Source organism: Rhodobacteraceae bacterium S2214, assembly GCA_025141675.1.
Lineage (GTDB): Bacteria > Pseudomonadota > Alphaproteobacteria > Rhodobacterales > Rhodobacteraceae > Yoonia.
The window spans coordinates 1,001,864-1,015,358 of sequence record CP081161.1 but is presented as its reverse complement, the minus strand read 5'-3'; the positions used below and the strand labels follow the sequence as shown (position 1 = coordinate 1,015,358).

The window sequence follows — 13,495 nt, the reverse complement described above, 5'->3', positions numbered from 1 at the left end:
AAAGAACGGTTAGGTCTCTCAATCGAAAGTTTTCCCCCTGCGAAAACGACACCGACTTGTGTATGTTGAGGGGGTATGGACGCGTAACGATTCTTCGGGGGACCCTATGGGCAAGTTTATCATTGTTTCTTTTCTGGCACTTGGCCTCGCATTCTATGAAATGTCGGGTGGTTCAGACTTTGTACCGCAAGAACGCATTGTCGTTGCAAAAGCCCCCATCGCGTCAGACACCCGTGTGGGACAAACAACCGATGTTGCCGTTTCACGTAACAATGCAGCGTCCCTGATCGCATTGAACCCGGCTGTAACGACCGTTTCGCTGGAAACCACAACACTTGTGGCAGAACCCGCAGTCGCGGTCACACCCGCTGTGTCAGAGACGGTCACCGAAGCCGTAGTTGAAGAAACAGCACCTGCCGTTGAAGCGGACCCTATTGATATTCGCGCCGTCGCTGGATCACGTGTGAACATGCGTCAGGGTCCTGGCACGAACTTTAACGTGCTCGACACACTTGATGGCGGTACACAAACCGAAGTGCTGGAAGTGAACGCCGACGGTTGGGCGCGCATCGAAGTTTTGAACACAGGCCAAATCGGCTGGATGGCCGAGCGGCTTTTGACCGACGGCTAATGGGTCGGGCCTTGCGCCCTGCCTCACATGACAGCACAAAGTGTCATGACACAAAAAACCATTCTGATTACAGGCTGCTCTAGCGGTCTTGGCTATGACGCAGCACATGGACTACGCGCCCGCGGTTGGCGCGTTTTCGCGTCTTGCCGCCAACTACATGACTGCGACCGACTGATCAGCGAAGGGTTCGAAGCCCCGCTGATCGATTACGCCGACGCAAATTCGATCTACAACGGTCTTGCCGAAGTGCTTGAGGCGACAGGCGGAACGCTTGATGCGCTTTATAACAACGGGGCTTTTGCCTGTCCGGGGGCCGTTGAAGACCTGCCGCGCGGCGCATTGCGTGAAATCTATGAAACCAATGTGTTTGGTGTTCACGACCTGACCCAAGCGGTCATTCCGGTCATGCGGAACCAAGGGCACGGTCGGATTGTGAATTGTTCCTCTGTCCTCGGGCTTGTCGGGATGAAGTGGCGCGGCGCTTACGTGTCGACAAAATTTGCACTCGAAGGACTGACCGACGTCTTGCGGATCGAAATGTCAGACACCCCGATCAAAGTGATCCTGATCGAACCCGGTCCCATCACATCGAAAATCCGCGAAAACGCGATTCCCCATTTTGAACAATGGATCGACCACGAAAATTCTGCCCGTGCAGAGCAATACGTCGAATTACGCGAACGCCTGTATAAAGACAGCGGACCCGACAGATTCGAATTACCGCCGTCCGCCACAACCAAAAAGCTGATCCATGCGCTGGAAAGCAAACGGCCCAAGCCGCGCTACTACGTGACAGTCCCGACCTATCTGATGGGGGCGTTGCGGCGGGTTCTGCCAACACGTGCACTTGATTGGGTGATCCAAAAGGGATGACGCGGCAATCGGGCCCCTTTCCTTCTGGCCCTGCCCTGCTAAGTCCTGAGTGAATACAAAAAGGACCGACCATGCTGAACGACCCGCTCTTTATCATCGTCGTCATCGCCGTGCTGATCGTACTTGCCATTTTGTTGGTGGGCGTTGGCAGCTTCGGCAAGGGTGGCGATTTTAATCGTAAATACGCGAACAAGATCATGCGTTGGCGCATCGGGGCACAGTTCGTCGCGATCCTTCTGATCCTACTTTACGTTTATCTGCGCAGACAGGGGGGCTAAACCATGGTCACACTTAACAAAATTTACACGAAAACCGGTGACGCTGGCGAAACAGCACTGGGTAACGGCAGCCGTGTTGCGAAGCATTCGATGCGGGTAACGTCCTATGGCACGGTTGACGAAACCAATGCGACGGTGGGTTTGGCCCGCCTGCACGCCACTGGCGACATCGACGGTCAATTAGCGATGATCCAGGACGATCTGTTCGATCTCGGGGCCGATCTTTGCCGACCGGATATGGAAAAGGATGCCGACGCGGAATACGCGCCGTTACGCATCACAAATGCGCAGGTTGAACGGCTTGAGGCTGAAATCGACGTCATGACAAAATCTGTGCAACCACTGAAAAGCTTTATCTTGCCGGGCGGATCGGCGCTTGCGGCACATCTGCACCTGTGCCGGACCGTATCGCGCCGCGCCGAACGTTTGACTGTTGAATTGGCGACCATGGAATCGGTGAACCCAGCCGCCGTAAAATACCTAAACCGCTTGTCTGACTGGTTTTTCCAAGCAGGCCGGATCGCGAATAACAACGGCGCGGACGACGTGTTGTGGGTTCCCGGCGCGAACCGCTGAGGGCGGGGAACACGGATCTTTAGCAACAGGAAGGACGAAACGCTGAACCGTCAGAAATGCTGAAGCGCATTTTAAGACATGGCGTCACGAAGCTTTGCCGCGTCGATTTTGCACTGTTTTCGCGTTTCGCTTCGCGGTAACACCCCATAGAGCAATTTTATTGCGCTTGATTCTAATGGGAGATAACCGCTGATGAAGGTCCTCGTACCCGTCAAACGCGTGATTGATTACAATGTGAAGGTTCGTGTCAAAGCGGACGGTTCAGGTGTCGATCTCGCCAACGTCAAAATGTCCATGAACCCGTTCGACGAAATTGCCGTCGAAGAAGCGATCCGCCTGCGTGAAGCTGGCAAAGCGACTGAAGTCGTGGCCGTTTCTATCGGTGTGAAGCAGTCCCAAGAGACACTTCGCACGGCCCTCGCAATGGGTGCTGACCGTGCGATCTTGATCAACGCGGCTGACGATGTTCATACGGATATCGAACCATTGGCCGTTGCCAAACTGCTTGCTGCAGTCGTGAAAGAAGAAGAACCAGGTTTGGTTCTGGCTGGTAAACAAGCGATCGACAACGACATGAACGCGACAGGTCAGATGTTGTCTGCCCTGCTCGGTTGGTCACAGGCGACATTCGCGTCTGAAGTTGACGTCGACGGCGACACAGCAACCGTGACACGCGAAGTCGACGGTGGTCTGCAAACGATCAAAGTGAAGATGCCAACAATCGTGACTGTTGATCTGCGTCTGAACGAACCACGTTACGCGTCCCTGCCAAACATCATGAAGGCCAAGAAAAAGCCTTTGGATGAAAAGACACCTGCGGACTACGGCGTCGATGTGACACCACGTCTGACTGTTGTCGGCACAACTGAACCAGAAGCGCGTAAAGCGGGTATCATGGTTGGGTCTGTGGACGAACTCGTCGAGAAACTTAAAGAAGCGGGGGCTGTGTGAGATGGCTGTACTTCTGATTGCTGAAGTTAATGGCGGCACATTGAACGCCGACGCGACTGCAAAAGCATTGTCCGCTGTGACGTCGCTTGGCGACGTGACTGTTCTTTGCGCGTCTTCCGGCTGCGAAGCTGCTGCTGACGAAGCCGCGAAACTGGCTGGCGTATCCAAGGTTCTGTGCTGTTCTGACGACGCATATGGCCACGATCTGGCGGAACCAGTTGCTGATCTGATCGTATCGCTGGCTGGCGACTATGACCACTTCGCAGCCCCGTCCACCGCGGCGTCCAAAAACATCCTGCCGCGCGTTGCAGCGCTTTTGGATGCGATGGTGATTTCCGAAGTGACCGCCGTTGTTGATGCTGAAACGTTTGAACGTCCAATCTACGCCGGTAACGCCATCCAGACTGTAAAGTCTGCGGATGCGAAAAAGGTCATGACGATCCGGACTGCTGGTTTTGATGCAGCTGCCGACGGTGGATCAGCCTCAGTCGAGAAAATCGACGCGGCTGGTAATCCCGGTCTGTCCGAATGGGTTGAAGACAAGGTTGCAGCGTCCGATCGTCCAGAACTGACATCTGCGGGTGTTGTTGTGTCTGGTGGTCGTGGTGTTGGGTCTGAGGAAGACTTCAAACTGATCGAAACACTGGCTGACACGCTGAATGCGGCTGTGGGTGCATCCCGTGCTGCTGTGGACAGTGGCTACGCGCCGAACGACTGGCAGGTTGGTCAGACAGGTAAGGTGGTTGCACCTGATCTGTACGTTGCTGTCGGTATCTCTGGGGCCATCCAGCACCTTGCTGGTATGAAAGATTCCAAGATCATCGTCGCGATCAACAAAGACGAAGAAGCACCGATCTTCCAAGTTGCAGACTACGGTCTGGTTGCCGACTTGTTCGACGCTGTTCCTGAATTGACTGCGAAACTGGGCTAAGCCCTGTCGCAAGAATTTGGAAAGGCCCGCTGTTTTCAGCGGGCCTTTTTCGTTTTAGATCTTACCTGAGACAGTGAGCCCTTCTTTGATTTTCGGGATCAATTTTGCACTTGCTTCGATATGTGAATTTACGCTCAGCATATCGGCTGCAGCTTTTGCCTGCATCGTTGGGAAATACATACCCGTGGTGCCTTGCGACAATGCAATGTCAGACGGCCGTGCGATAACTGTATTCATAACAAGATCGCTTAGCCCATCGACCATGCTTTTCGTGATAAACAGCGGATCAGCGGACAGCGGTTTTTCACGTTCTTGCCAGGGCTGATCTGTCAGTTCTTCACGCGAAAACCACAGAAGGATCGTCCGCTTACCGATTTGCCCCAACATATTCCGCATACGCGCAGACCAAGCCGCTCTTAATTCCGACACCACGATATCAAAACGATCTGGCGACCGATCATACAATGCGCCCAGCATGTGGCGGGTAAAGGTAAATTCGGAAAAATCGACCTCGTTGTAGATCGCTTGCAAGACAGTTGAGGCGCGCAAAAAGCGGTCGTTGCGTCGCGGATGCACGGAATAGAACCGGTTCGACAGGTAGTTGGCCCCCATCACTTGCACAACGGTTACATCCGCATCGTGGCAGGCCGCCATGATCGTTGGATCATTCACAAAAGCATCCACGCCGCCGTTCACGCAGCCAAAGTTCACACAGGTACGTCGCAGTTCTTTTTCAACCAACGCCGGAAACGGCCGGTCGATGAATTTCCCAAAAGTTTCGGTGCCGCCCAAAAACGCCAAATAGGGCGAATCTAGATCACGTTTCGGGCCCCGGAAAAATATCCGCGACATCCCATAGCGACATGGCGCATAGGATAGGCCCCCGCCTTCGATGATGTCATGTTTCATGGTTCCCACACTTCATAGCTTCGATAGAAGAACAGATTCGCCGAAAAACATTGGGAAATTGCTAAAGATAGAAATTGATATTCCTTTTACGTACCGCCCCCGCTTGAAGCCGCGTGCAAGTGCAGCATAAGGTGGCCACAATCATGCGAGAGGCGATCCTATGACGATTCAACGCGTTGGAATTATTGGTGCAGGCCAAATGGGCAATGGGATTGCCCATGTTTTTGCCCTTGCCGGCTACGAAGTTATCATGAACGATATCAACGCTGATGCGTTGACCGCTGCCGTGCAACGTATTGATAAGAATATGGATCGTCAGGTCAGCCGCGACGCGATCACCGCCGATGCAAAGGCCGAAGCACTGCGTTTGATTGACACGACAACAACGCTGACCGATCTGGGCCAGACCGATCTGATTATCGAGGCCGCGACAGAACGCGAAACGATCAAATCCGCGATTTTCGAAGACCTCGTCCCGCATCTGAAACCGGATACGATTCTGACGTCGAATACGTCATCTATTTCGATTACCCGCCTTGCAGCCCGCACAGATCGGCCTGAAAAGTTTATGGGTTTCCACTTTATGAACCCTGTTCCAGTGATGCAGTTGGTCGAATTGATCCGTGGAATCGCCACCGATGAGGCGACATTTAAGGCCTGCGAAGGTGTCGTCGCACGCCTCGGCAAAACGTCTACGGCGTCCGAAGATTTCCCCGCCTTTATCGTGAACCGCATTCTGATGCCGATGATCAACGAAGCGATCTACACGCTTTACGAAGGTGTCGGGTCAGTGAAATCCATCGATACGTCCCTAAAATTGGGTGCAAATCACCCGATGGGACCACTGGAATTGGCTGATTTTATTGGTTTGGATACGTGCCTTGCCATCATGAACGTCCTGCACGATGGCCTCGCGGATACCAAATACCGCCCCTGCCCGCTTTTGACGAAATACGTCGAAGCAGGCTGGCTAGGTCGCAAAACAAAACGCGGTTTTTATGACTATAACGGCGAAACCCCAGTTCCGACGCGTTAATTAAATCAACGGCTTAGCGACAAAGTCTCTTGACGCAACCACGCCATAAAGCTGCGCGTATCGCCGATGCGCGCGTCGATTTCTTCGCGTGAGAACGGCTTACCTACAACTGGCGCCATCGGCTTGTTCACCGCGCGGGCAATTTCGTGGATCAACAGACCCTGACGCAATGTCGCCGACACCTGGTTTGCGATCTGGTATGCTCGCGAATTGCTGCCCAAGAAGTGCATCGGCACAACGGTCGCGCCGGATTTGCGGATCATTTTTGCAGTAAAGGCGTTCCATGGAGCTTCGATCGCGGGACCGAACATCGTGTCAGACGATGCGACGACGCCTGATGGAAACAAAGCGATCAGTCCGTCTTCGGACAGGTATTTCATCGCCTTCTTGCGCATCTCGACCATCTGTTCCTGCGCGTCAGGTTGATGGGGAAACGGTACCGGAATAAGGTAATTCGTGGCTTCTTCATCCAGCCCTGTCAGCAACGACCGCGTCAAAATACGGTAATCCGGACGGACACGACCGACCAGTTCAGCAAATACGATGCCATCGACCAAACCATGGGGATGGTTCGCGACAAGGATCACAGGACCGGTCTTTGGAATATTGGCCAGTTCTTCCGCGGGTGTTTGCAGATCGATGCCCATCGTTTCCAGAACGCGTGTGAACACTTCCTGACCGCGTGGGGCGCCCTGCTGTTCAAACTTGCGGACAAGGCGACCGATCTTGATCTTACCTGTCATCATTTCGATAGACCGGATGACACCACGCTGCCAAGGACTATCAAAAGACCCGGCATAGCTAAGCGCGCTCCGGTCATAGTGCGGCTTCACGATAGGAGACGTGCCGGAGCCTTGCGCCAATTTTTGGGTGGTTTCGGTCAAAGCGGGTTCCTTCAATCACCCTCGGCTAGACTAATCGCCTTCGCCAAACTTATCTGCAACAAGATCCTGCAGTGCTGCCATCAAGGCATCTGCGTCCGATCCGCTGGTCTCGACCTCAATAAAGGTTCCGATGGATGCTGCCAACATTAAAAGGCCCATTATGCTATCGCCGCCGGTGTCCATGCCGTCTTTTCTAACGGTCGCTTGGGCGTCGTGCGCTTCGCACACTTCGGCAAACTTGGCAGATGCACGCGCATGTAAGCCTTTGATATTCAGAATTTCCATCGACTGGGTTGGCATATTTAGGAAGCCCCAACGCTCATACTATTGATATACTTGTGCGCGGCAGTCAGGGACGCGTCAACAGCATCGGCTACTGGGCGATGGCGCGACTTAGCCAATTTGATCAACATCGGCAGATTTGCACCATACATGATGCGCCGATTCTCTGGATTGCAGGCTTTGATCGAAAGGTTGGACGGCGATCCGCCAAACATGTCCACCACAACGACAACGCCGCTGCCGGAATCGACAGCATCGGCCGCGTCGCAAATTTCGGTTTGTTTCGTGCTGCGGTCATCTTCGGCGCCAATTGCAATCGTGCGGACACCGTCCTGATGGCCAACGACATGTTCCATCGCAGACCGATATTCTTCGGCCAGACGTCCATGTGCTACGATGACAATTCCGATCACGCAATCTGCCTTGACGTTAAAGTTTGCGCCGCACCTTCGCGCCGCTCCAATTCCCTGTGACGTATAGATACAGGCCAGCCACCCATTTCAAGTGCTGCGGCTAGCTTTTCCGTAACGGCGACCGAACGGTGTTGCCCGCCGGTACACCCAAAGCCGATGGAAAGGTGCGATTTACCTTCTTCTTTGTAGGCTGGCAGCAGCATAGCAACCAAATCTTGCATCTTTGCAAAGAAGTCATCAAATCTCTTGTCTTCGGCCACATAGGCGTCCACGTCAGCGTCGCGCCCGTCTTTGGCACGTAACGCTGGATCCCAGTGCGGATTGCGTAAGAACCGGCAGTCCATCACGATATCCAACCCGCGTGGCAGTCCCCGTTTGTACGAGAACGAATGCAAGGTCACACCAAGGAAAGGCCCGCCATTCACCGCAAACTGTCGTTCGATGTCCGCCTTCAGATCGTGCGGGGACAGATCCGTTGTTTCGATCAGGATATCCGCCAGATCACGGATCCCTTTCAGTTTTTCGATTTCTTCTTCGATCCCGTTCAGCGGCGTCCCGTCGGGTGACAATGGGTGCCTGCGGCGGGTTTCCGAATACCGGCGCACCAAAACATCCTGCGACGCATCAAGGTACAAGACCTGTCCGTTCACGTCATCTCGGCTGCGCAGGTCTTCGATGATGTCTTTCAGAACCCTTGGCCCGAAATCACGGTTCCGCACGTCAACGCCTAGCGCCAGCGGGCGTCCGGCCTGTGGGCCATCCAGTAGTCGGGGCAACAGCGATAGCGGCAGGTTATCAATCACCTCAAACCCGAGGTCTTCTAACGCCCGCACAGCCGTGGATCGGCCAGCACCGGACGGGCCGGTGACGATTACGACCGGAATAGGTGATTGGGCGGTAGGTGCATCGGTGGTGGTCATCGAAGGCTCCGGCCTGCTTTCAGCATTTGCAGCAGTGATGCAGGAAAATGTGGGTTTTTTGCGCCCCAAAGCAAGGGGATTTTGTGATTAAGCCAAGTCACGGTTCGGTGTTCCGGGACCCGCTCTGTTTCGGTTTGCCCTAGATCGACGGCAAGAACAACAGGTGACGGGGGCGCCGGTTCAGCGTTGAGAACACCAATTTGTCGGGCTTCAATCAATCCGGCGATAGTTGCGGGACATGTGGCAACCAAATTCTGTTGGTCGGTGATTAACGTCACGCGGTCATCCGCAATAAGCGCCGCGCCATATGCCATGAGTTGCAAAGCAAGGCTGGATTTTCCGGACCCAGATGGGCCGGTAATCACAAGCGCCTTTTCATCAACGGCTACAGCAGTGGCATGAAGCGTAAGGGTCATACGCCAACTTTACCTTAAACCGGCAGACCTACAACAAAGCGCGCACCAAGCGGTTCCGACGTCAGATCAGCCTCTGTCGGGCGGATATTTTCAGCCCAGATCACGCCACCGTGCGCTTCGACGATTTGTTTGGAAATCGCGAGCCCAAGACCAGAGTTGTTCCCGAACTGACCTTCAGGACGTTCCGAATAGAACCGCTGGAACACTTTATGGATCGCTTCATTCGGGATGCCAGGTCCGGTATCTTCGACAACCACCAGAATACGATTTTCACGGCGTCTGGCCCACACACGGATCGCATCACCGTCTTCACAGAACGAAATCGCGTTGGTGATCAAGTTGACAAAAACCTGAGCGAGACGGCCTTCCAGCCCCTGCACCATGATGGCTTGATCAGGCAGATCGTCGATATAATCGATCCCCTTGTCTTCCGCTTCTTTGCCCAAGAATTCGTTCAAATTACTCAGCATTTTCAGCAGGTCAAAGGTTTCTTCTTCTTCCTTGACCAATTCACTATCAAGACGCGACGCGTTCGAAATGTCACTGACAAGGCGATCCAAACGCCGCACGTCATGTTCGATCACTTCCAACAGCTTTTCGCGCTGATCATCGCGTTTCGCGACCCGCATGGTCCCGACGGCAGACCGTAACGATGCGAGCGGGTTTTTGATTTCATGCGCGACGTCAGCGGCAAATTGTTCATTGCCTTCAATACGTTCGTACAGGGCCTGCACCATGCCACGCAATGCACCGGACAAACGGCCGATTTCATCGGGACGGGCTGTCAAATCAGGAATACGAATTTTCGTCGGTGACATTTTGCGCGCGTTTTTATCGCGTCCAAGTTCAGCGGCTGCCGCCAGATCCGCGAGCGGATTCGCAATAGTCGACGCCAAAACAAGGCTCAAACCGATGGAAATGACGATACCCACGATAAACAACCGCAGGACCTGTTCACGTTCCTGCGCGACCAACTGATCAATTTCACCCGCTGCAGATGCCAGTGCGGCGACACCGATGGTTTGGCCGTTCTGTTTCAGCGGCGTTGTCACGATGAACGTTGTGTTCCCCTCGTCACCGAACGCATGAAACTGGGTTCCCGTTTCCATCGCACTTGCAACTTGGGCGCTGGTGAATTGGACCAGTTCAATATTGCTGCTGGTTTGCGGTTCAGACCCGCCGAAAACGCCGGACATGCGATCCCATACACCGGATAAAATGTCCAAAATCAGCGTATTTCCAGCGATTTCATCTAGTCCGGAAACGTCTGAAATTTTGCCGGTGCCTTCTGCCGCACCAATAAATTTCGCATTGGGATCAAAGATCATCACCTGAATACGGTCACGCAACGTGATTTTGGCCAGACCAGCAATCACGTCGATACCTGCGGACGTCGCAAGATCGACCGCTTCGGTTTCGGGTAAATTCGCTTCTAGGACATCCGCGACCAGCTCTGCCTCTTTGACGAGGCTGTTTACGCGTTGGAATACAAGACTGTCGCGTGACGAACTGAGATACAGAACGCCCGCGATCAAAAGCATGACAGCGATTAGATTGATCGTAATGATCTTTCGGGCAATCGGCGAACTGCGCAGCAACGACAGCAGGCCGCGCGGCCGACGCCGTTCGCCCTGTTCGTTTTCGCCGAGCGCTTGTGGCGCCACCCAATCATCACCAATCACAAGATCAGGGGCCCGCGCGGCTTTGCGCACGGACTCGAGGTCTCTGACATCAATCTCTTGGGTGGTCACAGTCATAACTTACAACTTTACTCTTCGTTGTAACGGTATCCGATACCATACAGCGTCTCAATCGCCGAGAATGTGTCGTCTGTATTGCGCATCTTCTTGCGCAGGCGTTTGATGTGACTGTCGATTGTCCGGTCGTCCACATACACCTGATCGTCGTAGGCCACGTCCATCAACTGATCACGTGATTTCACGAAACCGGGGCGTTGTGCCAATGCCTGCAGCAACAGAAATTCTGTGACAGTCAGAGATACGTCCTGACCTTTCCACGTCACAGCGTGACGCAGTGGGTCCATCGACAATTCGCCCCGCACCATAACCTTGGTGTCTTCTGTCTCTTCAATCTCTTCGCCTGAGATTGCATCCTGCCGACGCAGCAAAGCGCGAATACGCTCAACCAACAAACGCTGCGAAAATGGCTTTTTGACATAATCGTCCGCGCCCATGCGCAGACCAAGGACTTCGTCGATTTCATCATCTTTGGAGGTCAGGAAAATAACCGGCATTGATGTTTTCTGGCGCAGACGCTGGAGCAGGTCCATCCCGTCCATCCGCGGCATCTTAATATCGAGAACAGCCATATCTGGCATACGTTTGTTAAACGCTTCCAGCGCGGATTGGCCGTCATTATATGTTTCCACCTCGAAGCCTTCAGCTTCAAGCGTCATGGAAACGGAGGTCAGGATGTTGCGATCATCATCGACCAAGGCGATTTTTGACATTGGGATTTGCCCCTTATTGCTCTGTTTGTTGGTTTCTGCCCACTTCTGAGCGGAATCATTCACCTTTTTGGTGTAGCGAATCAAGCCGTTCAGCGAATCAGTGCCAAATTCGTGCCTTATTTGCCTCTATTAACGTTACGGCCACCTTAACGTGCACGCCAGCCCATTGATGGTAGCGCTAACTTTTTCGTGCTTGCGCTAACATAAAATTGGTAGCGCTAACGTTAGCGCAAGGGGGCTAGGCGGATCATAATCCACTGATATGACAGTTTTAGGTCAAACAGACCCCAAACGCCAAAAGGAGCGAACCCATGGACCAAGGAACGGTCAACCCGCAGATGAAGCTTGAAGATCAAGGCATCAAAGGGCTGGGTTATGTGTATTATAACCGCTCTGAACCCGAATTACAGGCCGCTGCAATTGCAGCAGGCGAAGGTGTTGAAGGCCAAGGCGGCACATTCCTTGTCACCACTGGCAAGCACACGGGTCGGTCCCCGAAGGACAAATTCGTTGTTCGCACACCGTCTGTTGAAGACACGATCTGGTGGGAAAACAACCCGCCGATGGATATGGACAAATTCGACATTCTCTACGCCGATATGCTGTCACACATGCAAGGTGGCCGCGTTGACGTGCAAGATTTGTTCGGCGGCGCTGACCCAGCGCACCGTCTTGATGTGCGCGTGATCACGGAACTGACATGGCATTCGCTGTTCATTCGTCACCTGCTGCGTCGCCCTGAGGCGTCCGAGCTCGAGACATTCACGCCGGACTTCACCATCATCAACTGCCCGTCGTTCAAAGCAGACCCAGCAAAGCACGGCTGCCGGTCTGAAACGGTCATTGCGCTGAACTTCGAAAAGAAGGTCATCCTGATCGGCGGCACAGAATACGCTGGCGAAAACAAGAAGTCCGTCTTCACACTGTTGAACTACCTGTTGCCAGAAAAAGGCATCATGCCGATGCACTGCTCTGCCAACCACGCGCCAAACAATCCGGTTGATACGGCTGTGTTCTTTGGCCTGTCCGGTACTGGCAAGACAACACTGTCCGCTGACCCATCCCGCGTTTTAATCGGCGACGACGAACACGGTTGGTCAGATCGCGGCACGTTCAACTTCGAAGGCGGTTGCTACGCCAAGACGATCGGCTTGGACCCAGAAGCTGAACCTGAAATCTACGCCACATGTTCGATGCCACACACGGTTATCGAAAACATGGTGTTCGACGAAGAAACCAAGGAATTGGACTTCAACGACGATAGCCTGACCGCCAACATGCGCTGCGCTTACCCGTTGAACTACATCGGCAACGCGTCTGAAAGCGCCTTGGGTGGCCATCCGAAGAATATCATCATGCTGACATGTGATGCGTTCGGCGTTCTGCCCCCCATCAGCCGCCTGACACCTGCGCAAGCGATGTACCACTTCTTGTCCGGCTTCACCTCAAAGGTTGCTGGCACGGAACGCGGCGTGACCGAACCAGAGCCAACATTCTCGACCTGTTTCGGCGCACCTTTCATGCCACGCCGCCCAGAGGCCTACGGCAAGTTGCTCCAGCAAAAGATCGCGACACATGGTGCGACATGCTGGTTGGTAAACACAGGCTGGACCGGCGGTGCTTATGGTACCGGATCACGGATGCCGATCAAAGCGACCCGCGCATTGCTGTCCGCAGCGCTCGACGGATCACTAGTCGAAAACGAGTTCCGCAAAGACGAGAACTTTGGCTTCGAAGTCCCGATGACATGCGACGGTGTGGACGCAACTTTGCTCGATCCACGCGCCACATGGGCTGACAAAGACGCGTACGATGCGCAGGCCGCAAAGCTGGTCGGCATGTTCAGCGACAACTTTGAAAAGTACGTGCCGTTCATCGACGCGGACGTGAAAGCTGCGTCAATCGGGTAAGCCCTGCTTGCACCT

16 protein-coding genes are annotated in these 13,495 nt (G+C 53.9%); 8 read left to right on the top strand and 8 right to left on the bottom strand.

Annotated features, from left to right (window positions below):
• The first annotated feature begins 106 nt into the window (after positions 1-106).
• The 6 genes from K3729_05005 to K3729_04980 all read left to right on the top strand — a co-directional run bounded on the left by K3729_05005 (position 107) and on the right by K3729_04980 (position 4,240).
• Entirely contained in the window at positions 107-631 is a 525-nt protein-coding gene (locus K3729_05005) for an SH3 domain-containing protein (protein ID UWR00136.1), read from the top strand.
• 45 nt (positions 632-676) lie between these two features.
• Entirely contained in the window at positions 677-1,504 is an 828-nt protein-coding gene (locus K3729_05000; protein UWR00135.1) for an SDR family NAD(P)-dependent oxidoreductase, read from the top strand.
• Positions 1,505-1,575: 71 nt separating this feature from the next.
• Positions 1,576-1,782: a twin transmembrane helix small protein gene (locus K3729_04995; GenBank protein ID UWR00134.1), complete on the top strand. Its 207-nt coding sequence runs from the start codon at positions 1,576-1,578 to the stop codon at positions 1,780-1,782.
• A 3-nt stretch (positions 1,783-1,785) separates the two neighbouring features.
• Positions 1,786-2,358 carry a cob(I)yrinic acid a,c-diamide adenosyltransferase gene (locus tag K3729_04990; GenBank protein UWR00133.1) on the top strand — a complete coding sequence of 191 codons (573 nt, stop codon included), beginning with the start codon at positions 1,786-1,788 and terminating at the stop codon, positions 2,356-2,358.
• Between the two features lie 192 nt (positions 2,359-2,550).
• The gene (locus K3729_04985; protein UWR00132.1) at positions 2,551-3,309 is read left to right on the top strand and encodes an electron transfer flavoprotein subunit beta/FixA family protein; all 759 of its coding nucleotides are present in this window, start codon (positions 2,551-2,553) and stop codon (positions 3,307-3,309) included.
• A 1-nt stretch (position 3,310) separates the two neighbouring features.
• Positions 3,311-4,240, top strand: coding sequence for an FAD-binding protein (locus K3729_04980; GenBank protein UWR00131.1), 930 nt, complete (start codon positions 3,311-3,313; stop codon positions 4,238-4,240).
• A 54-nt stretch (positions 4,241-4,294) separates the two neighbouring features.
• Here the strand turns inward: K3729_04980 and K3729_04975 are convergent, their stop codons facing one another.
• Positions 4,295-5,149, bottom strand: coding sequence for a DUF6473 family protein (locus tag K3729_04975; protein ID UWR00130.1), 855 nt, complete (start codon positions 5,147-5,149; stop codon positions 4,295-4,297).
• A gap of 160 nt (positions 5,150-5,309) precedes the next feature.
• On the opposite strand from K3729_04975, the gene K3729_04970 reads away from it, so the two are divergent.
• On the top strand, positions 5,310-6,185 hold the full coding sequence (locus tag K3729_04970; protein UWR00129.1) for a 3-hydroxybutyryl-CoA dehydrogenase: 876 nt from the start codon (positions 5,310-5,312) through the stop codon (positions 6,183-6,185).
• A 5-nt stretch (positions 6,186-6,190) separates the two neighbouring features.
• Here K3729_04970 and K3729_04965 read toward each other — a convergent pair whose 3' ends face one another.
• The 7 genes from K3729_04965 to K3729_04935 all read right to left on the bottom strand — a co-directional run bounded on the left by K3729_04965 (position 6,191) and on the right by K3729_04935 (position 11,570).
• Positions 6,191-6,931, bottom strand: a complete 741-nt coding sequence (locus K3729_04965) for a lysophospholipid acyltransferase family protein (GenBank protein UWR00953.1) — start codon at positions 6,929-6,931, stop codon at positions 6,191-6,193.
• A 168-nt stretch (positions 6,932-7,099) separates the two neighbouring features.
• Positions 7,100-7,369, bottom strand: a complete 270-nt coding sequence (locus tag K3729_04960) for an HPr family phosphocarrier protein (protein UWR00128.1) — start codon at positions 7,367-7,369, stop codon at positions 7,100-7,102.
• Between the two features lie 2 nt (positions 7,370-7,371).
• Positions 7,372-7,764 carry a PTS fructose transporter subunit IIA gene (locus tag K3729_04955; GenBank protein UWR00127.1) on the bottom strand — a complete coding sequence of 131 codons (393 nt, stop codon included), beginning with the start codon at positions 7,762-7,764 and terminating at the stop codon, positions 7,372-7,374.
• Entirely contained in the window at positions 7,761-8,684 is a 924-nt protein-coding gene (gene rapZ, locus K3729_04950) for an RNase adapter RapZ (GenBank protein ID UWR00126.1), read from the bottom strand. Before rapZ ends, K3729_04955 begins: the two co-directional genes overlap by 4 nt.
• Positions 8,681-9,100, bottom strand: a complete 420-nt coding sequence (locus K3729_04945; GenBank protein UWR00125.1) for an HPr kinase/phosphatase C-terminal domain-containing protein — start codon at positions 9,098-9,100, stop codon at positions 8,681-8,683. The genes rapZ and K3729_04945 overlap by 4 nt, the downstream gene beginning before the upstream one ends.
• Before the next feature lie 14 nt (positions 9,101-9,114).
• The gene (locus tag K3729_04940) at positions 9,115-10,857 is read right to left on the bottom strand and encodes a sensor histidine kinase (protein ID UWR00124.1); all 1,743 of its coding nucleotides are present in this window, start codon (positions 10,855-10,857) and stop codon (positions 9,115-9,117) included.
• A gap of 11 nt (positions 10,858-10,868) precedes the next feature.
• Complete coding sequence (locus K3729_04935) at positions 10,869-11,570, bottom strand: response regulator transcription factor (protein ID UWR00123.1); 702 nt, start codon at positions 11,568-11,570, stop codon at positions 10,869-10,871.
• A 311-nt stretch (positions 11,571-11,881) separates the two neighbouring features.
• On the opposite strand from K3729_04935, the gene K3729_04930 reads away from it, so the two are divergent.
• Entirely contained in the window at positions 11,882-13,480 is a 1,599-nt protein-coding gene (locus tag K3729_04930) for a phosphoenolpyruvate carboxykinase (protein ID UWR00122.1), read from the top strand.
• Positions 13,481-13,495 lie beyond the last annotated feature (15 nt).